Below are 23,499 nucleotides of genomic sequence, written 5' to 3' on the forward strand. Positions count from 1 at the left end.
TTACTTGCGCTCGTCGTGATCTTCGACCTTGCGTTCGGCCTTCACGTCGTAGGTGTTGCCCGGTTCGTCATGCTCGACACGCGGCTTCACGGCCTCCTTGTCGCCGTTCTCCTTCTCCTCCTCGTGCATCGCCTTCTTGAAGCCCTTGACCGCGCCGCCTAGGTCGCCGCCCACGTTGCGCAGCTTCTTGGTGCCAAAAATCAGGATGATGATGCCCAACACGATCAACAACTGCCAGATACTGATGCCACCTAACATAATGAATCTCCGATCTTGCTAAAATGAGTCTTGAGTCAGGGCGTCGGCGTGCGGGAGGCCTTTTCATCCAGCCCGGAGGTGCCGAAGCGGCGAGACAGTTCATCAAGTACTGCCTGGTGGTCGATGCCCAGATGCGACAGCATCACCATGCTATGAAACCACAGGTCGGCGGTTTCGGCGACAAGCGCTTGGCGCTGCGCCTCGCTGCCATGCTCGGCGTCCTTCGCCGCCAGCAGGGTCTCGGTGGCCTCCTCGCCCAGTTTTTCGAGCACCTTGTTGAGTCCCTTGTGGTGCAGCGATGCCACATAGGAACTCGAGGGCTTGGCATCACGCCGTTCGGCGAGCACTTCGGAGAGCCGATTGAGAATCTCGCTCATTGATCATCATCCTCTATCGGGTGAGTCCTTGGGTCAATTCCAGGCCAGCAGCAGGATGCCCAGCGCAGCGGCGACCAGTACCGGCCAGGGCTGCTGGGCGGCCCAGTTGAACAGGGGTTGCCAGGCCAGCGCCAGGGCCAGCAGCAGCAGCGCGAAGCGCAGACGGCGTCCGCCGCGGGTGAGGCGCGTCAGCTGGCGATCGACGCCGACCAGCGAGTCGGCCTGGCGCTTCATCTGCTTCTGCTCGTGATCGACCTTGGTGAGGGCGTGATGCATCAACCCTGGCAGCTCCGGCAGCTGGCGAGAGAGCTCCGGGGCCTGTCGCTTGAGCGACTCCCACAGTCCGCTGGGGCCGGAGCGCTCCTTCATCCACTCCTCGAGGTAGGGCCTGGCGGTACTCCAGAGATCGAGGTCGGGATGCAACTGGCGCCCCAGACCTTCGATATTGAGCAGCGTCTTCTGCAGCAGCACCAGCTGCGGCTGGACTTCCATATTGAAGCGCCGGGCGGTCTGGAACAGCCCCAGCAGTACCTGGCCGAAGGAGATGTCCTTGAGCGGCTTTTCGAGGATAGGTTCGCAGACGGTGCGGATGGCGGCGGCGAACTCGTTGGCACGGGTGCCTTCCCCGACCCAGCCCGACTCGATGTGCAGTGCGGCGACCTCGTAGTAATCCTGGTGGAAGAAGGCCAGCAGGTTGCGGGCCAGATAGTCCTGATCCTCGCGGGTCAGGCTGCCGACGATCCCGCAGTCGATAGCGATGTACTTGGGATCGCCGGGGTTCTCAAGCGAGACGAAGATGTTGCCGGGGTGCATGTCGGCATGGAAGAAGTTGTCACGAAATACCTGGGTGAAGAAGATCTCCACCCCGCGCTCGGCAAGTTTCTTGAGATCGGTGCCCTGAGCCCTCAGGGCCTCGATATCGGCCACCGGTATGCCGCGAATCCGCTCCTGGACCATGACGCGGCGGCGCGTCAGCGGCCAGTGAATGGCGGGCACCTGAAGCAGTGTCGAGTGCTTGAAATTGCGTTTGAGCTGGGAGGTGTTGGCTGCTTCCTTGCGCAGGTCGAGCTCGTCGAACAGCGTCGATTCGTAGTCGGCCACCACCTCCACCGGGCGCAGACGGCGCGCTTCAGGAATGCGCTGCAACAGATGCGCGACACGATACATCAGCGCCATGTCCTGACGCATCACCCGGTCGATGGCGGGTCGGGTGATCTTGACCACTACATCCTCGCCGCTGTGCAGACGCGCCGAGTGCACTTGGGCGATCGACGCCGAGGCGAGCGGGTTCCGGTCGAACTCGGCGAACGCCATCTCGAGGCTCATCTCGAGCTCCGATTCGACCAGCGCCACGGCGGCATTGCCGGGGAAGGGCGGCACCTGATCCTGGAGGCGCTTGAGCTCGTCGGCGATATCGGGCGGCAGCAGGTCGCGGCGGGTGGAGAGCATCTGGCCAAACTTGATGAATACCGGCCCCAACGACTCCAGGGCCAGGCGTAGCCGCGCGCCCTGCGAGCGCTTGCCGATAGGCAGGATGCGCAGCGGCGAGAGGATGAACACCAGCCTCAGTAGCCAGGGCAGGCGCGCCAGCGGCAGCAGGGTATCCAGGCGGTAGCGCGTCACCACCCAGAAGATGCGCAGTAGCCGCAGACTCATCGGGACGTCTCCTCGTTGATCAGACGCCGTAGCCGGGCGAGTCTCGCCTCCAGGCGGTCGGTGGCGACTTCCAGCTCGGTCAACAGATCGCGGGCGGTCTCGAGCTGCTGCTGGCCAGGCAGTAGCTTGGCCTCCTCGAAGACGAACTCGCTGATATCGACGCGCAGGTGCTGGCCGCTGCGACGCAGCCACTCGGCCAGCCGTCGGCCCCTCTCGGCCACCTGATGGGCGGGGGCGCCGCCCAGCAGCGTGGCCAGCCACCCCTCCCAGTCGAGATCGAGATCCAGCAGCAGGTCGCGGGTCGCCTCCAACAGCGCGGTACGCCCGCGCACCTCCAGGCGCCCGCTCAACATCAAGCGCTCAATGGATTCACCGCTCGCCAGGGCGGCGAGGGCGCCTGTGGAGAGCGTGGCCCTGGCATCGACGTGCTTCTCATCCATGGCATCGGCCCGCTGCAGATGCAGCCCATGCTCATGGAACTGGATCAACACCTCCCTATGCGGCGTTTCCAGACATATCAACAGGCGTGAGCCGGCAAGCCTGGCCAGGCGCGCCGGCGCAGCCGGATCACGCTTCAGCAGGGTGTTGAGGGTGCGCTCCAGGCTGGCCAGCAGTATCACAACTTGATGCCGCGATGCAGAGCGACGATACCGCCGGTCAGATTGTGGTACTCGACCCGTTCGAGGCCGGCCGCTTCCATCATCCCCTTGAGGGTCTCCTGATCGGGGTGAACGCGGATCGATTCGGCCAGGTAGCGGTAACTGTCGGCATCGCCTGCCACCAAAGCGCCCATGCGGGGCAGCAGGCGGAAGGAGTACTCGTCGTAGACCCGGGAGAGCAGCGCACTGGGTGGCTTGGAGAACTCCAGCACCAGCAGGCGGCCGCCGGGCTTGAGCACACGTGTCATGGAGCGCAGTGCAGCGTCCTTGTCGGTGACGTTACGCAGGCCGAAGGCGATGGTGATGCAATCGAAGCTGTTGTCGGGAAACGGCAGGCATTCGGCGTTGGCCTGGACGTACTCGACGTTGCCGCCAACCCCATGGTCGATCAACTTGTCACGCCCGACCCGCAGCATCGATTCGTTGATGTCGGCCAGCACCACGCGACCGCGTGACCCGACCAGACGCGAGAATTTCAGCGTCAGATCGCCGGTGCCACCGGCGATATCGAGCACGTGATGACCCGGGCGTACGCCGGCTCGCTCGAGCGTTAGCCGTTTCCAGTAGCGGTGGATGCCCATCGACATCAGGTCGTTCATCAGGTCGTAACGCGCCGCGACCGAGTGGAATACGTCGGCGACACGGGAAGCCTTCTCCTCGACAGGCACTTCCTGATAACCGAAGTGGGTGGTGCGCTTTTCCATGAATCATCCCTAGCCTAGGCGGTAATCGGGCAACGAACGCTGTCGCGGCGTCGGCAAATGGCGATAGTGTAGCGCCCCGCCTGCGCTCAGACCATCACAGCTCCTTGAACTGGATGGTTTGCGGTGCGCGCGAGGCGCCGGCCTCCTCCAGCCGTCTGAGGTAATCGGCCCAGTTGGTGCGTTCGTCGGCCGCTAGCGCATAGAGGTAGTCCCAGCTGTAGAGGCCGCTGTCGTGGCCATCGTCGAAGTGCAGCTTGAGCGCGTAGTGGCCGGTCTGGGTGATGTTCTGCAGGCCGACATCCTTCTTGCCGACCTGCAGCACGGCGGTATCCGGCCCATGGCCACGTACCTCGGCAGAAGGCGAGAAGACGCGTAGATACTCGACGCTGAGCCGGTAGCTCTCGCCGTTCGGGTAGCCCAGCTCCAGCTCGCGGGCCTTCTTGTGGTAGTGCACCTTGGTGGGAATGGGAGCATCCATGGCTGTTTCTCCAGCTCGCTGAGTAGCATTGGTACATTCACGCGCGAAGCTCATATTTCAGGAATGAAAAATGCAGTGCCCAAGGTTGGGGCCACAGCGCACTTCGCGCGGGGATGTGACTGATGCCATGTTCCGGTTAGAGAATATAGCGCGACAAGTCTTCGTCCAGGGCCAGCTCGCCGAGCTGGGAGTTGACGTAGTCGGCATCGATGATCAAGGGGCCGCCCAGGTCGCCGCCCTTGTAGGAGGCTTCTTCAAGCAGCCGCTCCATCACCGTGTGCAGGCGGCGCGCCCCGATGTTCTCGGTACCCTCGTTGACCTGCCAGGCGATCTCGGCGATGCGCTGGATGCCATCATCGGTGAACTCGATCGCCAGGCCGTCGGTGGCCAGCAGCGCCTGGTACTGCTTGGTCAGCGCCGCGGAGGGCTCGGTGAGGATGCGCTGGAAATCGTCCGGCGTCAGCGCGTTGAGCTCGACGCGGATCGGCAGACGCCCCTGCAGCTCGGGAATCAGGTCCGACGGCTTGGCGAGGTGGAAGGCGCCTGAGGCGATGAACAGAATATGGTCGGTCTTGACCATGCCGTACTTGGTCGACACCGTCGAGCCCTCGATCAGCGGCAGCAGGTCGCGTTGCACGCCTTCGCGGGAGACCTCGCCACCGCTGGACTGCCCGCTGCCCTTGGCGACCTTGTCGATCTCGTCGAGGAACACGATGCCGTTCTGCTCCACCGCCTCGATGGCACGCCGCTTGATCTCCTCGTCGTTGACCAGCTTGGCGGCCTCCTCGTCGCGCAGCAGCAGCCGAGCCTCCTTGACCGTCACCCGCTTGGTCTCGGATTTCTGCTTGCCCATGTTGGCGAACAGGCTCTGCAGCTGGTTGGTCATCTCCTCCATGCCCGGCGGTGTCATGATATCGATGCCCGGCCCCTGGGGCGTGACCTGAATATCGATCTCCTTGTCGTCGAGCTGGCCCTCGCGCAGCTTCTTGCGAAACAGCTGGCGGGTCGAGCTGTCATGCCGTGGCGCCTCTTCCTGACCGCGCGGCGGCGGCAGCAGGGCGTCGAGGATGCGATCCTCGGCGGCATCCTCGGCCTTGTTGCCCACCTCGGCCTTGGCCTGCTCGCGCACCAGCTTGAAGGAGACCTCGATCAGGTCGCGGATGATCGACTCGACGTCGCGCCCCACGTAGCCCACCTCGGTGAACTTGGTCGCCTCGATCTTGATGAAGGGCGCATTGGCGAGTTTGGCCAGGCGACGGGCGATCTCGGTCTTGCCGACCCCGGTGGGGCCGATCATCAGGATGTTCTTGGGCGTCACTTCGTGGCGCAGGGTCTCGTCGAGCTGCATGCGCCGCCAACGGTTGCGCAGGGCGATGGCCACGGCGCGCTTGGCATCGTGCTGGCCGATGATGAACTGGTCGAGGGCGTGAACGATCTCGCGGGGGGTCATCTGAGTCATGGTGCCCGTCCTAAAGCTCTTCGAGGGTGATGTTGTGGTTGGTGAAGACACAGATGTCGCCGGCGATCTCGAGGGATTTCTCGGTGATCTCGCGGGCCGACAGCTCGGTGTTCTCCAACAGGGCGCGAGCAGAGGAGAGCGCGAAGTTGCCCCCCGAGCCGATGGCGATGATGCCGCGCTCGGGCTCCACCACGTCGCCATTACCGGTGATGATCAACGAGGCGTTCTTGTCGGCCACCGCGAGCAGTGCCTCGAGTCGGCGCAGGGCGCGGTCGGTACGCCAATCCTTGGCCAGCTCCACGGCAGCCTTGACCAGATGGCCCTGATGCTTCTCCAGCTGCGCCTCGAAGCGCTCGAACAGCGTGAAGGCGTCGGCTGTGCCGCCAGCGAAGCCGGCCAGAACCTGACCGCGATAGAGACGCCGCACCTTGCTGGCATTGCCCTTCATCACCGTGTTGCCCAGCGACACCTGGCCGTCGCCGGCGAGTGCCACCTTACCGTCGCGGCGAACGGATACGATCGTGGTCATGTTGATGGCTCCATAAAGACGTGAGCTTGGACATGCGGGCAACGACGCGGGAAATCAACCGTGGCGCCAGGCCAAAACGCCGCATGGTCCACTACGTTAACGACGTAAAACGTGCCGGGATCAGTTCTGCAAGCGAATCATCAGCGGCTCGATGCCCTGGGTGATCATCAGGTCCTGGGCGCGATTGAGCTCGCGGGTGTCCTCGTAGGGGCCGACCTGAACGCGGTGCCAGGTATCGCCATCGCTGGCCTCGACTTCGCTGATCTGCGCAAGCAACCCGAAGTCGCGCAGCCGGCCCGCCAGGCGCTGGGCATCGCCGGACTCGCGGAACGAGGCGGCCTGCAGCATGTAGCGACTGTTATTGGCGGTTGGCGCTGGGGCGGGTTCCGGTGTGGCGGCAACCGCCTCGGCCTCGCTTGCCGTGCTCTGCGCCAACTGGATGGCGATCGGGTCGACCTCCGCCTGGCCCGGTTCGGCACGTGCCACGGCGGGTGGTTGCGGGGGTGGCACGACGACTTCCGAGCGCGGCGCGATCACCTCCGACTCCGGCAGCAGGGTGTAGAACTCGAAGGTCGGCATGCGCGGCTCGCTGGCCGCGGAGCTGCCCTCCGGTGCCTGGGAGGACTCGGTCGGCGTGGATGGCTTGGGCAGTACCGTGGCCAGGGGCGTGGGAGCGGAATCCTGTACGTACTGGGCCAGGAAGAAACCCGCCACCAGGCCGGCGATGCCCCACAACCAGCCCGGGATGCCGCCCCGGGCTGGCTTGGGCTGGCGCCGGCTGTTCGTGGCGCCGCGTTTCTTGGGAGTCGGGCGACGGGCCATGGCTTACATCTCCTCGGGAGCGCTGACGCCCAGCAGGTCCAGGCCGTTTCGGATCACCTGGCGCGTGGCGAGCCCGAGAGCCAGGCGCGCGTTGCGCAGGGCCGCGTCGTCGACCATCACCTTGACGGCGTTGTAGCAGGTGTGGAAATCGGCAGCCAGCTCCTGCAGGTACTGGGCGACCTGCTGCGGTTCGCGCTTCGCGGCAGCATGCTCGACCACCTCGGGGAAGCGCGCCAGGCGATTCATCAGCGCCTTCTCCTGCGCCTCCTCGAGCAGCGCCAGGCTGGCCATGGCCTGTGCGTGGTCGAAGTCGTGGCCTTGCGCCTGGGCCTTGCGCACTACGCTGCACACTCGGGCGTGGGCGTACTGAATGTAGTAGACCGGGTTGTCGTTGGACTGCGAGCGCGCCAGGTCGATGTCGAAGGTGAGCTGCGAGTCGGCGCGGCGCGCGGCGAGGAAGTAGCGCGTGGCGTCGCGGCCGACCTCGTCGATCAGGTCGCGCAGCGTGACGTAGCTACCGGCGCGCTTGGAGAGCTTGACCTCCACTCCTGAGCGAGTCACCAGCACCATCTGGTGTAGCACATAGTCAGGCCAGCCCTTTGGAATGCCCGTCTCCAGCGCCTGCAGGCCGGCACGCACCCGGGTCACCGTGGAGTGGTGGTCGGCGCCCTGCTCGTTGATCACCTGCTCGAAGCCGCGCTGCCACTTGTCGAGGTGGTAAGCGACGTCGGGCAGGAAGTAGGTATAGCCGCCGTCGCGTTTGCGCATCACGCGGTCCTTGTCGTCACCGAAGTCGGTGGTGCGCAGCCAAAGGGCGCCATCGTCTTCGTAAGTGTGACCGCCCTCGATGAGCCTTTCGACCGTGGCCTCGACCTTGCCCTCTTCGTAGAGTGAGGATTCGAGGAAGTAGACGTCGAAGGCCACGCCGAAGGCCTTGAGATCGAGATCCTGTTCGCGGCGCAGGTAGGCCACGGCGAAGTCGCGGATCGCCTCGAGATCGTCGGGGTCGGCCTTGGCGGTGACGTGACGGTCGTCGGCATGCACCGTGTCGCCGGCCAGGTAGCTCTGCGCGACGTCGACGATGTAGGCGCCGCGGTAGCCGTCCTCCGGCCAGCTCGCATCGTCAGGGCCGAGGCCCTTGGCGCGTGCCTGCACGGAGCGGGCCAGGTTGCTGATCTGGGCACCGGCGTCGTTGTAGTAGAACTCCCGGGTGACGTCGAAGCCGGTAGCCTCGAGCAGGCGGCAGATCGAGTCGCCGATTGCTGCGCCCCGGCCATGGCCGACGTGCAGCGGTCCTGTGGGGTTGGCGGAGACGAATTCGACCTGCACCTTCTGACCCTGGCCGATCATGCTGCGACCAAAGGTATCGCCGGTCTCGAGCACGGCGGGAATGACCTGGGCGACGGCATCGGTGGCGGCGAAGAAGTTGATGAAGCCGGGGCCGGCTATCTCGGTCTTGAGCACGGCATCGGAGGCCGGCAGTGCGGCGACCAGCGCCTCGGCCAGGTCGCGGGGCTTGCGCCCTGCCGGCTTGGCGAGCATCAGCGCCAGGTTGGTGGCATAGTCGCCATGCGCCTTGTCCTTGGTGGGATCGACCTTGATGGCGGGAGTGACGTCGTCGGGCAAGTCGCCCTGCTGCTTGAGCGTGACAAGCGCTTCGTCGAGCAGCGCGATAATCGTCTCTTTCATGAAATCCTGATGTCCTGTGACTCTGGCGTGGCGCCCGGTGGCTGCCGCGCGTCGACGGCCCGAATAGGCATGGCCGGCCATTATCGGCAATTGCGGTGCGGCTTTAAACCCATGACTCAAAACCTGGGCTCAGCTCAATGTCTGCGGATCGATGTCCAGCGACCAGCGTACGCGTCGCGCCTCGCGGCGGCTTTCCAGCCAGGCGATCAGCCAGGCGCTGGCTTCGTGCAGCTTGCTGCGTTGCTCGCCGCTCAGCATTAGTTGCACATGGTAGCGCCCCTGGCGTCGCTCCATGGGGGCTGGTACTGGGCCCAGGCAGTGAATGCCCGCCCCCGGCGCGAGCCACTCGCGCAATGCGTCGCCGGCGCTTGCGGCCAGTGCGTTGGCATCGGCCTCGCGGGCGCTCTCGAAGCGTGCCAGGGCCATGAAGCGGAAGGGCGGCAGGCCCGCGGCGCGGCGCTCTTCGAGCAACTGCTCGGCGAGTGCGTCGTAACCGTGCTCGGCGAGCAGGCGCAGGTGCGGGTCGTCACTATGCAACGTCTGCACCAGCACCCGGCCGGGGTGTTCGGCTCGTCCGGCACGTCCGGCCACCTGCACCAGCAGCTGGGCGCTCTGCTCGAGCGCCCTGAAGTCGCTGGCGTAGAGGCCGGCATCGGCATTGATCACCACCACCAGCGTGACATGGGGAAGGTGATGCCCCTTGGCCAGCATCTGGGTGCCGACCAGCAAGCAGGGCTCGCCGCCTCGCACCTCCGTGAGCATCTTCTCGAGCGCCTCCTTGCGGCGGGTGCTGTCGCGATCGATGCGGTACACGGGGACGTCGGGAAACAGGGTGGCAAGGGTCTCCTCGGCGCGCTCGGTACCCGCTCCCAAGGGACGCAGGTCGCCACTGTCGCACTTGGGGCAGGCGTCCGGCAAGGCATGCTGGGTGTCGCAATGGTGACAGACCAACTGAGGCGGATGGCGGTGCAGGGTCAGCCGTGCGTCGCAGTGGGTGCACTCCGCCATCCAGCCGCACTCATGGCAGGCAAGCGTCGGAGCGAAGCCGCGGCGGTTGATGAATGCCAGTACCTGGTTGCCGGCAGCAAGCGTCGTGCGAATGGCATCGATCACCGGCGCGATCATGCCGCCCTGGCGCGGCCGTCCGCGCAAATCGACCAGCTCCAACTGGGCCGGACCATGGCGGCTGGCGCGCCGGGTCAGCCGCAGGTGGCGGTAGCGGCCGCTGCGCGCCTGGGCAAGGCTCTCCAGCGAGGGCGTGGCACTGCCCAGCACCAGCGGAATGCCATGCCGGTGGGCACGGATCACCGCCAAGTCGCGTGCGTGGTAGCGCAGACCGTCCTGCTGCTTGAAAGAGCCGTCGTGCTCCTCGTCGACGATGATCGCGCCGGGCCTTGCCAGCGGAGTGAAGATTGCCGAGCGGGTGCCGATGATGATCGGCGCGCGTCCGCTGGCGGCGGCCAGCCAGGCCTCCAGGCGCTCGCCATCGGAGAGTCCGGAGTGCAATGCCACCACCGGCACCCGGAAGCGCTTGCGAAAGCGATCGAGGGTCTGGGGGGTGAGACCGATCTCGGGCACCAACACCAGGGCCTGTCGATCACGGGCGATGACCGACTCGATCAGCTGCAGGTAGACCTCGGTCTTGCCACTGCCGGTGACGCCATGCAGCAGGCAGGGGTGGTAGCGGTCGATCCCTTCATGCAGTTCGGCCAGCACGCCGGACTGTTCGCGATTGAGGCTCAGTGCCGCTTCGGCCAGGCGGCCCGCGGTGGGCGTGGTGCCGCCAACTGCCGCCTCCTCCACGCGCTCGGCAAGGCCCTTGGTGACCAGGCCGTCGAGTTGTTGGCGAGTGAATGCCAGGGCGATGATGGCGCGGGTGACCAGGCCGCGTGGATGCTGGCGCAGCAGCTCGAGCAACTCCCCCTGGCGGCGCGCGCGACCCAGCTCGTCGGCGGACGTGACCTGGCCCTTGGCAGTGAGATGCCAGCGCTCCCGGGTGCGCGCCTCGAGCGGACGGCCCTGACGCAACAGCAGCGGCAGGGCCTGGTGCAGGGTGTCGCCCAGCGAATGCTGGTAGTAGCGGGAGGTGAAGTGGCAGAGCCATAGCCAGTCGGCGGGCAGGGGGGTGTCATCGAGCCAGCCGCTGACCGGCTTGAGTGCTTCCAGGGCGAAGTCGCTGTGATCACGGCACTCGATGACGATGCCCATCACCTCGCGGCGTCCGAACGGCACGCGTACCCGTATGCCTGGCTGCCAGCCCCCTGCGGGTGCGCTGCTGCCGGGGCGGTAATCGAACAGGCGGCGCAGCGGGGTCGGCACGGCGATCGCCAGAACCCGGGGAGGCAATGAGGGAAAAGAGGGAGTGGGCAATTGGCCTCCGCTGCGGGTTCTGCTAGAATGTCCGGCCTCCAGGGTCCGGGCTGGTTTCCCGCGGGCTTGGTTCGACCGGTGTGTCGATTGGTTTCGTACGTTCATACAGACAACCCGTATGCGGTGCCTGGCAGAAGATCAGGTGGCGGCATACTGCTCCATGAGGCTTCAAAATGAAACAAGGTATCCATCCCGAATACAAGAAGGTGTCAGCGGTCTGCTCGTGCGGTGCGACCTTCGACATTGGCTCCACCTCCGGCCAGGATTTCAACTTGGACGTCTGCTCGCAGTGCCATCCGTTCTATACCGGCAAGCAGAAGCAGGCCACTACCGGCGGGCGCGTCGAGCGCTTCAACAAGCGCTTCGGTGCCGTCAAGCGCGGCTGATACGCCTCGTGAAGCAAAAACCCGCCCTGGTGGCGGGTTTTTTTGTGGCAAAAAACGCCTTTCTTGCGTGGCGATAAGCTTAATGTTATGCCGTGGTCATTTGGTATAAGTTACGCCAAATGGCTGTGAAAGGACGCTAACGTGTGCAGAAAATGCTTTAATGAGAGCAACTTGGTCAAGTTGTGAGGGGGCTGTTTTTTCTATATTCTGACCGGACACCTATCGTGATACGACTGGACATCAGAATGACTGACGCCAAAAAAGCAGCACTGGACTACCACGCTCACCCCATCCCCGGAAAGCTCTCGGTCGAGCTGACCAAGCCGACCACCTCGGCAAAGCACCTGTCGCTCGCTTACAGCCCCGGCGTTGCCGAGCCGTGCCGCGAGATCGCCAAGGATCCCGAAAATGCCTATCTCTATACTGGCAAGGGCAATCTGGTCGCGGTGATCTCCGATGGCTCGGCGATTCTCGGACTGGGCAATCTTGGTCCGCTCGCCAGCAAGCCGGTCATGGAAGGCAAGGGCGTACTGTTCAAGAAGTTCGCCGGGATCAACTCGGTGGATATCGAGGTCGATGCCGAGAGCCCGCAAGCCTTCATCGATACCGTTGCACGCATTGCCGATACCTGGGGGGGGATCAACCTCGAGGACATCAAGGCACCGGAGTGCTTCGAGATCGAGCGCACGTTGATCGAGCGCTGCAACATTCCGGTCTTTCACGACGATCAGCACGGTACCGCCATCGTGACCGCTGCCGGGATGCTCAATGCCCTCGATATCGCCGGTAAGTCCATCGAGAGTGCCAGGATCGTCTGCCTGGGGGGCGGCGCGGCGGCAATCGCCTGCATGAAGCTGCTGGTGGCCTGCGGCGCCAAGGCCGAGAACATCTACATGCTCGATCGCAAGGGAGTGATTCACAGCGGGCGTGAGGATCTCAACCAGTACAAGGCGATGTTCGCCACCGAGACCGACAGGCGCACCCTGGACGATGCCATCGATGGCGCCGATGTGTTCGTCGGGCTCTCCGGCCCCAACCTGCTGTCGGCGGAGCAGCTCAAGAAGATGGCGGCCAGTCCGGTGGTGTTCGCCTGCTCCAACCCCGACCCGGAGATCCATCCCGATGTGGCCAATGCGGCGCGCGACGACGTGATCATGGCGACCGGCCGCTCCGACTATCCGAACCAGGTCAACAACGTGCTGGGCTTCCCGTTCATCTTCCGCGGCGCCCTCGACGTACGTGCAACGCGTATCAACGAGGAGATGAAGGTGGCGGCGGTGCATGCATTGAAGGATCTGGCGCGCGAGCCGGTGCCCCAGGAGGTGCTGGACGCCTACGAGAGCACAAATCTCTCCTTCGGGCGTGGCTACATCATTCCCACGCCGATGGATCCGCGCCTGCTGGGGGCGATCTCCTCGGCGGTGGCCCAGGCGGCGGTGGATTCCGGCGTGGCGCGCAAGCCCTACCCGTCGCACTACCCGCTGACCGGCGTCGATCAGGTCTACGGTGACTGAGCGCAGACTCACTGAGGTAGTGATCTGATAAGAAAACGCCGCCCCTGACCGAGTCAGGGGCGGCGTTTCTGTCAGAGCCTTCGCTACCAGTTGTAGACTAGCGAGGCGCTGGTGGTGTGGTCGGTGCTGTAATCGGCGGTATCCGGGGGTTGCGAATCGTGGCGAATCTCATGGGAAAGGCGCAGCGCGAGCCGGGAGTTGAGACGGGCGGTGAGAGCCGAGTAGGAGCGCGAGGTGATGTTGTCGTCAGTCGCCTCCACCGAGAGTTGCTGGGCCAGCGAGGCGATGGGCGAGAATTCCCAGCGGTAGTCCAGCGCACCATAGGCGACCGCCTGGTCCTCGTTATCGTCATCGCGCACGACATCGTGTCGATAGCCGGGGCCCGCCTCCAGGGAGAGCTGCTGGGAGTCGGTATCGATCACCTGGCGCCCATAGCCGCCGATGGCGGTGAGCTGACGGTCGTAACCGCTGAAGCGGTCGCGCTCCCAGCGTGCGAAGCCGAACAGGTAGTGGGGACCTTCGAGCTCGTAGCGCTCGCGGAGCGAACCCAGATAGCGTTCGGCAGTGGTACCCTCGTTGTTCGCGACATGGCGGACTTCGCCGCGCAGGCTGTGCGTCCAGCGGCCCGTCAACCAAGTCAGGTTGCCCTTGGCGATCAGCGTCTGGCTGTCGGTATTGCCTGACAGGCGCGTGTAGCCGAGCTCGGCATTGCCGCTGAAGATGGCAGCGTCCTCGGCGGGCGCGGGTGGCGAATAGAAAGGCCGACCAAGCGCTGCCAGGGGCACCAAGGCGATTACCCATCCAGCCAGCCAGACCGGCAATTGACGCGGCATGTTGAAGCTCCCTGTTGCCTTAAGGTGTGAAACCCTCGCGCGCGATACCCGAAACGATCAATGACAGTGGGGCGGCCAAGAGCCGCCCCGATCATTGCCTTCTATTGTTTAGAAGATCGCTTCGTAGGTGCCGGTACCCTGCGAGCCGCTGCTGTCTTCCAGCTCACGGCTGACGCTGCGAGGCTGGTAGTCGGGCAAGTAGTCGGGATGGAACATCTCGGTAATCCCGCCTGGTTGATCGCTGTGCAGGCGACGCCCGGTATTGGGGTCGATGCGAGCCTGCACGATTCCGGCGGGAGTCTCCGGCATCGCTTCCGGCGTGCCCTCCAGCGCGTTACGCATGAAGTCGATCCAGATCGGCAGGGCGGCACGACCCCCATATTCGCCAGTGGATTCGTTGTTGTCCTTGCCGATCCATACGGTGGCCACGAGGTTGTCATTGTAGCCGGCAAACCAGGCGTCACGCTGCTCGTTGGTGGTGCCGGTCTTGCCGACGATGTCGCGACGACCGATCTCGAGCGCGGCGCGGCCGGTGCCGCTCTCGATCACGTCACGCAACATGGTGCGCAGGATATAGACGGAAGCGGGATCGGCGACGCGCTCGGCCAACGGGTAGCGCTTGCCGTCGATCTCGACCTCGGTGGCTCCTTCGGTGCATTCGCGGCAAGCCACCCGGGGCAGCGCCTCGTCGATCACATTGTCGTCATTGCCACGCGTGACGCGCTCGACGAACCAGGGCGATACCTGAAATCCGCCGTTGGCCAGCACTGCATAGGCGTTGGTCATTTCGACCGGTGTCAGCGAGGCGCTACCGAGGGCCAGCGACAGCCCGTGGGGCAGACGACCCTCGGAGAAGCCGAAGCCTTTGAGGAACTCGATGGTGTTATCCAGCCCCAGGCTCTGCAGGATGCGCACGGTGACCAGGTTGCGCGACTGTGCCAGCGCCACGCGCAGGCGGGTCGGACCGAGGAAGTCGCCGCCGGAGTTGACCGGACGCCAGATGTCGTTGCTGCCATCCTGCACCACTACTGGCGCATCATTGATAACAGTGGCCGCACTCATGCCATCCTGCAGGCCCGCCAGGAAGACGAAGGGCTTGAAGATCGAGCCCGACTGGCGTTGTGCCTGGGTGGCGCGGTTGAACTTGCTGGCATTGAAGCTGAAGCCGCCCTGCAGGGCGAGAATGGCGCCCGTATCGGGGTCGAGCACGACGATCGAGCCTTCGGCATCGGGGCGCTGGGAGAGACGCCAGCTACCCTCTTCATGCTGCAGGATGCGCACCAGATCGCCACGGCTGGCAATCTGAGCCGCCGAGCTCGGCTCGGGCCCGCGACTGAAGGCGCTGCGATACTCGCGCGCCCAGCTCAGGCCTGCCCAGTCGAGGGTGATGAGCTCGCCGTTGCGGTCGAGCACGCGCATCTCACGCCCTTCGCTCTCCACCACGATCGCCGGCTGCAGGGGGCCAAAGCCTGGCGTGCGCTCGAGCATACGCAGCCAATTGCTGACGTCACCGTCGATGCCTTCGACTCGGGTCTGGCTGCTCTGTGCCGCCTGGCGCGCCGTCTCCATGACTTCGGGTGACTCGGAGAGCTCCTCCTCCAGGCCGCGTCGTTCGGTGCGCTCCTGCGCCTCGACCAGGCTCGAGGGGATGCCGCTATCCTCCGCTCCGCGCCAGCCGTGGCGGGTGTCGTAATCGATCAGGCCGCGCGTGAGCGCGTCGCGCGCATGGGGCTGCAGGCGGCTGTCGAGGGTGGTGTGGACGCGGTAGCCGCCGGTATAGGTGTCGTCACCATAGCGCTCCATGGCGAACTGGCGTGCCATTTCCGCGACGTAGGGCGCATCGACTTCCACCTGAGCGGCGAAGCGGCGGGCCGTGATCGGGGCCTGGACCGCCTCTTCATAAGCGGCCTGATCGATGTAGCCCAGGTCGCGCATGCGGTAGAGAATCCAGTTGCGGCGAATCAACGAGCGCTCCGGATTGGCCAGCGGGTTGAAGGAGGAGGGGGCCTTGGGCAGGCCGGCGATCATCGCTTTCTGTGCCAGGCTCAGCTCGCTCAGGGACAGGTCGTAGTAAGTCTCCGCCGCCGCCGCGATCCCGTAGGCGCGATTGCCCAGGAAGATCTTGTTGACGTAGAGCTCGAAGATCTCCTCCTTGGTCAACACCTGCTCCATCTGCAGCGCCAACAGGATCTCGCGGATCTTGCGGGTGAACGTGCGGTCGAGCGTCAACAGATAGTTACGCGCCACCTGCATGGTGATGGTGCTGCCGCCGGACTGAATGGCGCCACCGCTTGAGACTAGCTCCACGCCGGCACGAGCCAGGCCGCGGGGGTCGACGCCGGGATGCTCGAAGAAGTTGGCGTCCTCGGCGGATAGCAGGGCTTGAACCAGATCCACCGGGATCTCGTCGAACTCCACGGCGATGCGTCGCTCCTCGCCATACTCGCCGATCAATTTGCCGTCACGGGTGAAGATGCGCAGAGGCGTATGCAGCTCGAAATCCTGCAACTGGCGAACGTCGGGCAGCCCCGGCGCAAAATAGAGCGCGGCACCCACCACGCCAAGCACGCTCGCGGCGCTCAAGGAGAGCACCAGCCAGAGCAAGGAGATGACAAAGGTTCTAATCAACTTCATGGAGAGACGTACCCGTGATGGTCGGTCGTGGAGCGGCAGCGGCTACGACGCAGAGCGAGAAGGCATTATATGAACTCGCCACCGATGCGACCAGCGTAGAAGCGGAAACAGCATGACAATTATGTCGGCCTGGAAATATCATGTAATCTCATGGGAAAGTCTGGCAACCAGACTGATTCAAATCCGATAAGAATGAAAAAAGCCACTACGCAAGTGGCGCAGGGGTCTCTAGGTGGTGCGATTGAAGCGCTCCGGCGCCGGATGGATCGGTGTCGACATCACGTCGGCGACGGTCAAATTGATCGAGCTCAAACGCACGGCTTCCCAATATCAGGTGGATAGCTATGCCGTGCGGCCCCTTCGCGAAGGCGCCGTTATCGAGCGCCGTATCCGCGATATGGACGCCGTGGTCGAAGCGCTCAAGCGCGCCGTCGAGCAGGCGCGCCTGACCTCTCGCCGCGCCTGCGCGGCGGTACCCGCCAGTGCCACCATTACCAAGACCCTCACCTTTCCTGCCTCGCTCAACGATGACGAGATCGCCGCACGCATTCAACTTGAGTCCGACAAGCATATTCCATTTCCGTTCAGTGAGGTGGCCTTCGATTTTCAGCGACTGGGACTGAATGCGCGCTATGGCGATCAGCAGGATGTGCTGCTGGTCGCCTGTCGCCAGCGGGATGTCTCCCAACTGACCGAGGCCCTGCTCCAGGCCGGACTGGAACCGGCAGCGGTGGATGTCGAAACCTTCGCCATGGAGCGTGCCTTCGCCGAACTGCGCCAGCAGCTCCCCGGGCCCGAGAGTGACGACTGCGCGGCGCTGATCGACCTTGGTGCCAACATGAACGCCTTCCATGTGTTGAGTCATGGGCGCATCACCTACAGCCGCGACACGGTATTCGGTGGCCGGCAACTGACCGAGGATATCCGTAGTCGCTACGGTCTCAGTTACGAAGAGGCGGGGCTAGCCAAGAAGCGCGGAGGCTTGCCGGATGACTACGTTGCCCAGGTGTTGACGCCCTTTCTCGATACCGTGGTACAGCAGGTGGGACACTCGCTGCAGCTCTACTACACCGCTGGACGCAAGCATGAGGTCAAGCGGCTGATCCTGGCTGGTGGCTCCAGTGTGATTCCTGGCCTCAGCGAGCGGCTGGCCAGCGACAGCGGCATGGAGGTGGTGATCGCCAACCCCTTCTTGGGCATGAAGGTCAACTCGCGTATCGACATCCATACCCTCTCCGATGATGCGCCAGCCATGCTGACTGCCTGCGGACTGGCGATGCGGGGGCGCAAATGAGTATCGAGATCAATCTGCTGCCTTGGCGGGAGCGCGCCCGTGAACGGCATAACCGGCGCTTCTTCGTCGCCCTGGCGCTGATGGTGGTGTCGGGTGTCGCGGCGGGGGGCACAGTCATCGCCTACTATCAGGATCGGCTCGATACGCAGCGTGAACGCAATGCGCATATCCAGGCCCAGACCGCCAGCTTGAACCGCGACATCCGCGCCATCGGCGAACACGAGGCGGCACGCGAGCGAATGCTCGAACAGATCGGTGTCTTCACGCGCCTTCAGGTCGGGCGTCCGCAGACGGTCTACGTCTTCAACCAGCTAGTGGAGAGCCTCGAAGAGGGAGTTCACTACACTCAGCTCTCGCGACAGGGCAATACGCTGCGTCTGTCGGGGCTTGCCGAGAGCAACCGCCAGGTCTCCAATCAGCTGCGCTCGTTGGCGGCCGCCTCGGCACTCGACATCCCGGTGCTCTCTGAGGTGGAGGCCGAGGAGAGCGGCAGTCGCCGGCGTTTCAGTCTCAGCGTCACCCAACACATGCCGGCTCGGGAGGAGGCGCCATGAACGTCTCGGGCGAGTGGCGGCGACTGCGCGAGCTGGATTGGCGGGAGCTCGACATAAAGGAGGCGGGGGGCTGGCCCTGGTCGCTGCAGCTGGCCTGTTGTTTGCTGGCAGCGGGCCTGGCTTTCGCCGGCATGCACTGGTATCTGGCCGCACCCAAGGCCGGGGAGCTGGCCATTGCCGAGCGCCAAGAGCGTGAGCTTCTGAGCGATTACCGCAGCAAGGCGGCGCAGGCGGCCAATCTGCCGACCATGCGCGAGCAGGCGGAGGAGCTCGACAACCGTTTGCAATTCCTGCTCAAGATGTTGCCTACCGGGGCCGAAATACCTTCATTGATAGACAATATCAGCGAGACGGCCATCGACAATCAGCTGACCATCGACGTGATACGCCTGCGTACTCCGGTGGAGCGGGAGTTCTACATCGAGCAGCCCTTCGATATCCAGGTGCAGGGCGACTATCACCGCATCGCCGCCTTCCTGGCCGGCGTGGCGGGGCTACCGCGGATCGTGACGCAGCATGACTTCACCCTGGCGCCGGCGGGTCCAGGCCAGCTGCGTCTGTCGATGCTGGCAAGTACCTATAGCTACCACACCGACACCGAGGTGTTGCCATGAGGCCAGCTCGCTGTCTGGGCTCGCTGCTGGTCATCCTCGGCATGGCGGGGTGCGCCGATCCGGATATTGCCGGGCTGGATCGCGAGCTCGACGCGCTGAGGCGCAACCCGGGTGAGTTGGTGGTTCCCGCGTTGCCGGAAGTGCCGAGTTACCAGTCGCTCAGCTACGACCAGGGCGACCAGCGCAGCCCGTTTATTTCGCGGTTGCCTGCCGATAACCCGGCCGCCGTATCCGATGGGCTTGCCCCCGACCTGCAGCGTCCCCGCGAGCCGCTGGAGGAGTACTCACTGGAGGCGCTGACACTGGTGGGCATCCTGACGGTGGCCAATCAGCCCTCGGCATTGATCAAGGCGCCAGGCGGGCAGGTGCATCGTCTGCGCATCGGTAACCACCTGGGCGCTGACAATGGACGAATCGTGGCCATTACCCACCACTCGGTGCAGCTGGTCGAACTCGTCAACGATGCCCGGGGTGGCTGGATGGAGCGCACGCAGCAGCTTGCATTGACACAAGAACATGACCGGCGCCGCTGAGCTCGACAAGTCGAGCCGGTAAGGCGCCAGCAGGGGACGTCACAATGAATATCATCAGCCGTACGGCGATCATCGTATCGCTGGCACTGGCGGCGCTGCCCGTGTGGGCCGCGTCGGCCCTGACCGAGCTGGAATTTCGCCAGGGCGCGTCGGGCGAGCTTGACGTGGAGATGCGCTTCAGCGGTGGCGTTCCCGAAGTGCGGGGCTATCGTCTCGACGATCCACCGCGGCTGGCCATCGACCTGATGGAGACGACGAGCCAGATCGAGCGGCGTCGTCAGGAGCTCAATCTGGCCGGGGTCGAGAGCGTCACGACCCTGGAGGCGGGCTCGCGCACGCGGCTGGTCTTCGCTCTCGATGGCCCGCTGCCCTACAATACCAGCCAGCAGGGCGATCTGCTGCGTCTCTCCATTGGCAATGCCTCCACCGCAGCGGCCGGCACCTCGCCGCCTGCCCAGACGGCGGTGGAGGCTGCGCCTGTCGCCCCCGTCAGTCGCCAGCCCAGCATCGAAGAGATCGACTTTCGGCGCGGTGGTGAGGGCGGCGGGCGTCTGATCGTGACCTTCGACCGGGCCGGGATCGACGCCCGGGTGCGTGAAAGCGGCAATCGCATCATTGCGGAGCTAAGAGGCGTCACGCTTCCCGACGACCTGGATCAGGTACTCGACGTCAGCGATTTCGGCACGCCCCTGGTGCGTGTCACGCCCCAGACTGGCCGCGATGGCGTGACCCTGACGCTGGAGGGCACCAGCGACTTTGCCATGCTTTCCACCCAGAGCGGACGTGAGCTGGTGATCGAGGCGCAGCCGGTCTCGCCGGTCGAGCGTGAGACGCGTGAGCGTCAGCGTTTCCCCTATACCGGGGAGCGCATCACCCTCAACTTCCAAGACATCGAAGTGCGCTCGGTACTGTCGATCATCGGCGAATTCACCGGCTTGAATCTGGTGGCCAGCGACAGCGTCTCGGGTAGCGTGACGCTCAATCTGCAGGAAGTGCCCTGGGACCAGGCGCTGGATCTAGTGCTCAAGAGCCAGGGGCTCGCCAGCCGTCAGGAGGGTAACGTGATCGTCGTGGCGCCGGCGTCCGAGCTGGCCAATCTCGAGCGTCAGGAGATCGAAGCGCGCAGCCAGATGGAGACCCTGGCCCCGCTGATCACGGAGTTTCTCCAGGTGCGTTATGCGCGTGCCGCCGACCTGGCGGCGCTGCTGCGCGGCGACGGTGGCTTCGGGCTATTGACCGAGCGTGGCCGGGTCAGTGTGGATGTGCGTACCAATACATTGCTGATTCAGGACACCGCCGATCAGCTCCAGCAGATCCTGCGCTCCCTCGAGCAGCTCGACGTCGCCGTGCGTCAGGTGCAGATCGAGGCGCGTATCGTGATTGCCCGCGACAGCGCCACGCGGGAGCTGGGTGTGAGCTGGGGTGCGCAATCGACCAGAGGATTCCAGCTGGCAGAGGATGGCACATACGTTGGCCGAAATATTAATCCGGGCAGCCTCAACCGGGCAATGGGTGGGCTGGCCGTGGACATGGGGAATGCCACCAACCCTCTGAGCACCTTCTCCTTCGGCTATCTGTCGGGTGACGTCTTGCTCGATCTCGAGCTGCGCGCACTGGAGAGCGAGGGCAAGAGCCAGACGATCTCCCAGCCCCGTGTGATCACCGCCAACCAGCGCACCGCGATCATCAAGCAGGGCACCGAGATCCCCTACCAGGAGGCGACCTCGAGCGGTGCCACCAGTACCGAGTTCAAGGAGGCGGTGCTGTCGCTTGAGGTGACGCCGCAGATCACGCCGGACAACCGCATCATCATGGATCTGGTGATCAACAACGACACGGTCGCCAATCAGACCTACGATGGTGCGCCCGCCATCGACACCAATCAGATCGAGACGCAGGTGCTGGTCAACAACGGTGAAACCGTGGTGCTGGGCGGAATTCTGACCACCGAGCAGATCCGCAGCCTGTTCAAGACGCCCTTCTTCGGCGACCTTCCTCTCATCGGTAACCTGTTTCGCTATACACAAGACTCCAGCGAAAAGGTAGAGTTGCTAGTATTCATCACTCCTCGAATCCTAGAGGACGGTCTGGCGCTTCGCTGATGCAGGATTTACCCAACCTTATCTTGATCGGTCCCATGGGGGCCGGAAAAAGCACGATCGGCCGCCTTCTGGCGGCCGAACTGTCGCGTGAGTTCGTGGATAGCGATCACGAGATCCAGGCTCGCTGCGGTGCCGATATCCCTTGGATATTCGATGTCGAGGGCGAGCTGGGATTTCGCGAGCGCGAAGAGCAGATGATCGACGAGCTCACCCGTCGCTCCGGCCTGGTGATCGCCACCGGGGGCGGAGCCGTGCTGCGCGAATCGAATCGGCGTGCCCTGCGCGAGCGGGGCTCCGTCATCTACCTCTATACCACCGTCGAACAGCAGCTCAAGCGCACCGCCAAGGATCGCAACCGGCCGTTGCTGCGCAACGGCAACCCCGAGGAGATCCTGCGTGGAATGTTCGCCACCCGCGATCCCCTCTATCGGGCCACCGCCGATCTGCTGGTGCGCACCGACCGTCGCGGCCCGCGAGCGGTGGTCGGCGAGATCATGCGCCGCGTCACGCGGCTGGTGGATCCACTGCAATGCAAGGCGTGAACATGTCCCAGTCACCCGTACCCCCCGTCACCCTGAACGTCGAGCTTGGCGAGCGTCGCTACCCCATTCATATCGGCTCGGGCCTGCTGGGAGACGACCGCTGGGTCGCGCCCCACCTGGTCGGCAAGCAGGTCATGATCGTCACCAACGAGGTGGTGGCGCCGCTCTATCTCGAGCGCTTCAAGCAGGGGCTGCCGCAGGGGCTGGAGGTGCGCGAGGTCATTCTGCCCGATGGCGAGGCCACTAAGACGGTGGAGTCGTTATCGCGGATCTGGGATGCGCTGATCGCGGCGGGCTTCAATCGGCGCTGCACCCTGGTGGCGTTGGGCGGTGGAGTGATCGGCGACATGGCCGGCTTCGCCGCGGCGAGCTACCAGCGTGGCGTGGCCTTCATTCAGGTACCGACCACGCTGCTCTCCCAAGTGGATTCGTCGGTGGGCGGCAAGACCGGCGTCAACCATCCGCGCGGCAAGAACATGATCGGTGCCTTCTGGCAGCCGAAGATGGTGCTGATCGATACCGATACCCTGGCGACCCTGCCCGAGCGGGAGCTGTCCGCGGGCCTGGCCGAGGTGGTCAAGTATGGGCTGATTCGCGATGCCGATTTCCTGGCCTGGCTTGAGGCGCAGATGACGGCGCTGCGTGGGCTCAATGAGACGGCGCTGCGCGAGGCGATCTATCGCAGTTGTGCCCTGAAGGCGGCTATCGTCGCCGAGGACGAGACCGAGCAGGGAGTGCGGGCCCTGCTCAACCTTGGTCACACCTTTGGGCACGCCATCGAGGCGCACCAGGGCTATGGCAACTGGTTGCATGGCGAAGCGGTGGGGGCCGGGATGATGATGGCCGCCGCGCTCTCCTGCCGGCTGGGGTGGCTGTCGGCGGCCGAGGAGGCGCGTGCCCACGCCGTGATCGAAGCGGCCGGTCTGCCGTTGATGGCGCCGGCGCAGATGTCGGCGCAGGACTTTCTCGAGCGCATGCGGCTCGACAAGAAGAACGTCGATAGCCGAATGCGGCTGATCCTACTCCAAGGGCTTGGCAATGCGGTGATCGATGACGAAACGCCCCACGGGCAGCTCGAGCGCTTCCTCGACGAGTTTCCCCGCCGCTGAGCTACCAGAGAGTCGCTGACAATAACCCCCGCGTTCATCTGCGGGGGTTTTGCGTTATAGGGGTGCTTGCGATCTCTCTGACACGATTCGCATGCCATATGCACGATCGGCATGGGGGGAAAGGTGAAAATTAGACCAAAGTATTATCCTAGGGGACTGCGTGGTAGGGGTGAGCTAAGCCTTTGAAGGCTTTGGGGTTTTATTTCCAAGGGAAGCCTAAGAGCGCGATTTTGCAATGTTTTTTGGGAACCTGAAGGTGCGGGAGAATTGCGCTGGAGGGAAGGGCTGGCTATGCTGACCGGCCTTTTTATCTCAGAATGGCAGCTCAAAAACCCTTATAAAATAACAAGAAAAACCGGTAATTATGCCTCGCCTTCTTTCTG

Annotated in this window: 22 protein-coding genes; 9 read left to right on the forward strand and 13 right to left on the reverse strand. The window is 64.3% G+C overall.

Going from position 1 to position 23,499, the window contains the following annotated elements; all coding sequences use genetic code 11:
• The 11 genes from tatA to HJD22_RS12425 all read right to left on the reverse strand — a co-directional run bounded on the left by tatA (position 1) and on the right by HJD22_RS12425 (position 11,001).
• The gene (tatA, locus tag HJD22_RS12375) at positions 1-258 is read right to left on the reverse strand and encodes a Sec-independent protein translocase subunit TatA (RefSeq protein WP_208654781.1); all 258 of its coding nucleotides are present in this window, start codon (positions 256-258) and stop codon (positions 1-3) included.
• A 35-nt stretch (positions 259-293) separates the two neighbouring features.
• A complete protein-coding gene (locus HJD22_RS12380; protein WP_208654782.1) occupies positions 294-635 on the reverse strand; it encodes a phosphoribosyl-ATP diphosphatase in 342 nt (113 codons plus the stop codon).
• 33 nt (positions 636-668) lie between these two features.
• Positions 669-2,291: a ubiquinone biosynthesis regulatory protein kinase UbiB gene (gene ubiB / locus HJD22_RS12385; protein WP_208654783.1), complete on the reverse strand. Its 1,623-nt coding sequence runs from the start codon at positions 2,289-2,291 to the stop codon at positions 669-671.
• On the reverse strand, positions 2,288-2,911 hold the full coding sequence (locus tag HJD22_RS12390) for an SCP2 domain-containing protein (protein ID WP_208654784.1): 624 nt from the start codon (positions 2,909-2,911) through the stop codon (positions 2,288-2,290). Before HJD22_RS12390 ends, ubiB begins: the two co-directional genes overlap by 4 nt.
• On the reverse strand, positions 2,908-3,654 hold the full coding sequence (gene ubiE, locus HJD22_RS12395) for a bifunctional demethylmenaquinone methyltransferase/2-methoxy-6-polyprenyl-1,4-benzoquinol methylase UbiE (RefSeq protein ID WP_208654785.1): 747 nt from the start codon (positions 3,652-3,654) through the stop codon (positions 2,908-2,910). Before ubiE ends, HJD22_RS12390 begins: the two co-directional genes overlap by 4 nt.
• 94 nt (positions 3,655-3,748) lie before the next feature.
• On the reverse strand, positions 3,749-4,132 hold the full coding sequence (locus tag HJD22_RS12400) for a gamma-butyrobetaine hydroxylase-like domain-containing protein (protein WP_208654786.1): 384 nt from the start codon (positions 4,130-4,132) through the stop codon (positions 3,749-3,751).
• A gap of 136 nt (positions 4,133-4,268) precedes the next feature.
• Positions 4,269-5,591, reverse strand: coding sequence for an ATP-dependent protease ATPase subunit HslU (gene hslU, locus HJD22_RS12405; protein WP_208654787.1), 1,323 nt, complete (start codon positions 5,589-5,591; stop codon positions 4,269-4,271).
• 10 nt (positions 5,592-5,601) lie between these two features.
• Complete coding sequence (hslV, locus tag HJD22_RS12410; RefSeq protein WP_208654788.1) at positions 5,602-6,120, reverse strand: ATP-dependent protease subunit HslV; 519 nt, start codon at positions 6,118-6,120, stop codon at positions 5,602-5,604.
• A 120-nt stretch (positions 6,121-6,240) separates the two neighbouring features.
• A complete protein-coding gene (locus tag HJD22_RS12415; RefSeq protein WP_208654789.1) occupies positions 6,241-6,942 on the reverse strand; it encodes an SPOR domain-containing protein in 702 nt (233 codons plus the stop codon).
• 3 nt (positions 6,943-6,945) lie between these two features.
• Positions 6,946-8,631, reverse strand: coding sequence for an arginine--tRNA ligase (gene argS, locus HJD22_RS12420; RefSeq protein WP_208654790.1), 1,686 nt, complete (start codon positions 8,629-8,631; stop codon positions 6,946-6,948).
• A gap of 129 nt (positions 8,632-8,760) precedes the next feature.
• On the reverse strand, positions 8,761-11,001 hold the full coding sequence (locus tag HJD22_RS12425; protein WP_248730240.1) for a primosomal protein N': 2,241 nt from the start codon (positions 10,999-11,001) through the stop codon (positions 8,761-8,763).
• A gap of 173 nt (positions 11,002-11,174) precedes the next feature.
• On the opposite strand from HJD22_RS12425, the gene rpmE reads away from it, so the two are divergent.
• Both rpmE and HJD22_RS12435 read left to right on the forward strand, forming a co-directional pair.
• The gene (gene rpmE, locus HJD22_RS12430; RefSeq protein ID WP_208654792.1) at positions 11,175-11,387 is read left to right on the forward strand and encodes a 50S ribosomal protein L31; all 213 of its coding nucleotides are present in this window, start codon (positions 11,175-11,177) and stop codon (positions 11,385-11,387) included.
• Positions 11,388-11,632: 245 nt separating this feature from the next.
• Positions 11,633-12,901, forward strand: coding sequence for a malic enzyme-like NAD(P)-binding protein (locus HJD22_RS12435; RefSeq protein WP_208654793.1), 1,269 nt, complete (start codon positions 11,633-11,635; stop codon positions 12,899-12,901).
• An 83-nt stretch (positions 12,902-12,984) separates the two neighbouring features.
• Here HJD22_RS12435 and HJD22_RS12440 read toward each other — a convergent pair whose 3' ends face one another.
• Both HJD22_RS12440 and HJD22_RS12445 read right to left on the reverse strand, forming a co-directional pair.
• A complete protein-coding gene (locus HJD22_RS12440; protein WP_208654794.1) occupies positions 12,985-13,734 on the reverse strand; it encodes a YdiY family protein in 750 nt (249 codons plus the stop codon).
• A 108-nt stretch (positions 13,735-13,842) separates the two neighbouring features.
• Positions 13,843-16,368 (reverse strand): penicillin-binding protein 1A, encoded by a 2,526-nt coding sequence (locus HJD22_RS12445; RefSeq protein ID WP_208654795.1) that lies wholly within the window; start codon positions 16,366-16,368, stop codon positions 13,843-13,845.
• 235 nt (positions 16,369-16,603) lie between these two features.
• Between HJD22_RS12445 and pilM the strand changes: the two genes are divergently transcribed.
• Genes pilM through aroB form a run of 7 tightly spaced genes read left to right on the forward strand, consistent with a single transcriptional unit; the run spans position 16,604 to position 23,116 of the window.
• Entirely contained in the window at positions 16,604-17,662 is a 1,059-nt protein-coding gene (pilM, locus tag HJD22_RS12450; protein ID WP_208656804.1) for a type IV pilus assembly protein PilM, read from the forward strand.
• Positions 17,659-18,216: a PilN domain-containing protein gene (locus HJD22_RS12455; protein WP_208654796.1), complete on the forward strand. Its 558-nt coding sequence runs from the start codon at positions 17,659-17,661 to the stop codon at positions 18,214-18,216. The genes pilM and HJD22_RS12455 overlap by 4 nt, the downstream gene beginning before the upstream one ends.
• Complete coding sequence (locus tag HJD22_RS12460) at positions 18,213-18,830, forward strand: type 4a pilus biogenesis protein PilO (protein WP_208654797.1); 618 nt, start codon at positions 18,213-18,215, stop codon at positions 18,828-18,830. Before HJD22_RS12455 ends, HJD22_RS12460 begins: the two co-directional genes overlap by 4 nt.
• Positions 18,827-19,363, forward strand: coding sequence for a pilus assembly protein PilP (locus HJD22_RS12465; protein ID WP_208654798.1), 537 nt, complete (start codon positions 18,827-18,829; stop codon positions 19,361-19,363). The genes HJD22_RS12460 and HJD22_RS12465 overlap by 4 nt, the downstream gene beginning before the upstream one ends.
• Positions 19,364-19,407: 44 nt before the next feature.
• Complete coding sequence (pilQ, locus tag HJD22_RS12470) at positions 19,408-21,465, forward strand: type IV pilus secretin PilQ (protein WP_208654799.1); 2,058 nt, start codon at positions 19,408-19,410, stop codon at positions 21,463-21,465.
• Positions 21,465-22,007, forward strand: coding sequence for a shikimate kinase AroK (gene aroK / locus HJD22_RS12475; protein WP_208654800.1), 543 nt, complete (start codon positions 21,465-21,467; stop codon positions 22,005-22,007). Before pilQ ends, aroK begins: the two co-directional genes overlap by 1 nt.
• Before the next feature lie 2 nt (positions 22,008-22,009).
• Positions 22,010-23,116, forward strand: a complete 1,107-nt coding sequence (gene aroB, locus HJD22_RS12480) for a 3-dehydroquinate synthase (protein ID WP_208654801.1) — start codon at positions 22,010-22,012, stop codon at positions 23,114-23,116.
• Positions 23,117-23,499 lie beyond the last annotated feature (383 nt).

It is taken from the genome of Halomonas sp. TA22, from assembly GCF_013009075.1.
In the GTDB taxonomy this organism is placed as follows: Bacteria; Pseudomonadota; Gammaproteobacteria; order Pseudomonadales; family Halomonadaceae; genus TA22.

What these genes read in the sequence shown, in the direction of transcription:
- HJD22_RS12400 (WP_208654786.1), bottom strand. Translation starts at nt 4,132, where the DNA reads ATGGATGCTCCCATTCCCACCAAGGTGCACTACCACAAGAAGGCCCGC.
- HJD22_RS12440 (WP_208654794.1), bottom strand. Translation starts at nt 13,734, where the DNA reads ATGCCGCGTCAATTGCCGGTCTGGCTGGCTGGATGGGTAATCGCCTTG.
- HJD22_RS12435 (WP_208654793.1), top strand. Translation starts at nt 11,633, where the DNA reads ATGACTGACGCCAAAAAAGCAGCACTGGACTACCACGCTCACCCCATC.
- hslV (WP_208654788.1), bottom strand. Translation starts at nt 6,120, where the DNA reads ATGACCACGATCGTATCCGTTCGCCGCGACGGTAAGGTGGCACTCGCC.
- ubiB (WP_208654783.1), bottom strand. Translation starts at nt 2,291, where the DNA reads ATGAGTCTGCGGCTACTGCGCATCTTCTGGGTGGTGACGCGCTACCGC.
- HJD22_RS12415 (WP_208654789.1), bottom strand. Translation starts at nt 6,942, where the DNA reads ATGGCCCGTCGCCCGACTCCCAAGAAACGCGGCGCCACGAACAGCCGG.
- HJD22_RS12445 (WP_208654795.1), bottom strand. Translation starts at nt 16,368, where the DNA reads ATGAAGTTGATTAGAACCTTTGTCATCTCCTTGCTCTGGCTGGTGCTC.
- pilQ (WP_208654799.1), top strand. Translation starts at nt 19,408, where the DNA reads ATGAATATCATCAGCCGTACGGCGATCATCGTATCGCTGGCACTGGCG.
- ubiE (WP_208654785.1), bottom strand. Translation starts at nt 3,654, where the DNA reads ATGGAAAAGCGCACCACCCACTTCGGTTATCAGGAAGTGCCTGTCGAG.
- HJD22_RS12380 (WP_208654782.1), bottom strand. Translation starts at nt 635, where the DNA reads ATGAGCGAGATTCTCAATCGGCTCTCCGAAGTGCTCGCCGAACGGCGT.
- HJD22_RS12465 (WP_208654798.1), top strand. Translation starts at nt 18,827, where the DNA reads ATGAGGCCAGCTCGCTGTCTGGGCTCGCTGCTGGTCATCCTCGGCATG.
- HJD22_RS12460 (WP_208654797.1), top strand. Translation starts at nt 18,213, where the DNA reads ATGAACGTCTCGGGCGAGTGGCGGCGACTGCGCGAGCTGGATTGGCGG.
- tatA (WP_208654781.1), bottom strand. Translation starts at nt 258, where the DNA reads ATGTTAGGTGGCATCAGTATCTGGCAGTTGTTGATCGTGTTGGGCATC.
- rpmE (WP_208654792.1), top strand. Translation starts at nt 11,175, where the DNA reads ATGAAACAAGGTATCCATCCCGAATACAAGAAGGTGTCAGCGGTCTGC.
- aroK (WP_208654800.1), top strand. Translation starts at nt 21,465, where the DNA reads ATGCAGGATTTACCCAACCTTATCTTGATCGGTCCCATGGGGGCCGGA.
- HJD22_RS12455 (WP_208654796.1), top strand. Translation starts at nt 17,659, where the DNA reads ATGAGTATCGAGATCAATCTGCTGCCTTGGCGGGAGCGCGCCCGTGAA.
- hslU (WP_208654787.1), bottom strand. Translation starts at nt 5,591, where the DNA reads ATGACTCAGATGACCCCCCGCGAGATCGTTCACGCCCTCGACCAGTTC.
- aroB (WP_208654801.1), top strand. Translation starts at nt 22,010, where the DNA reads ATGTCCCAGTCACCCGTACCCCCCGTCACCCTGAACGTCGAGCTTGGC.
- argS (WP_208654790.1), bottom strand. Translation starts at nt 8,631, where the DNA reads ATGAAAGAGACGATTATCGCGCTGCTCGACGAAGCGCTTGTCACGCTC.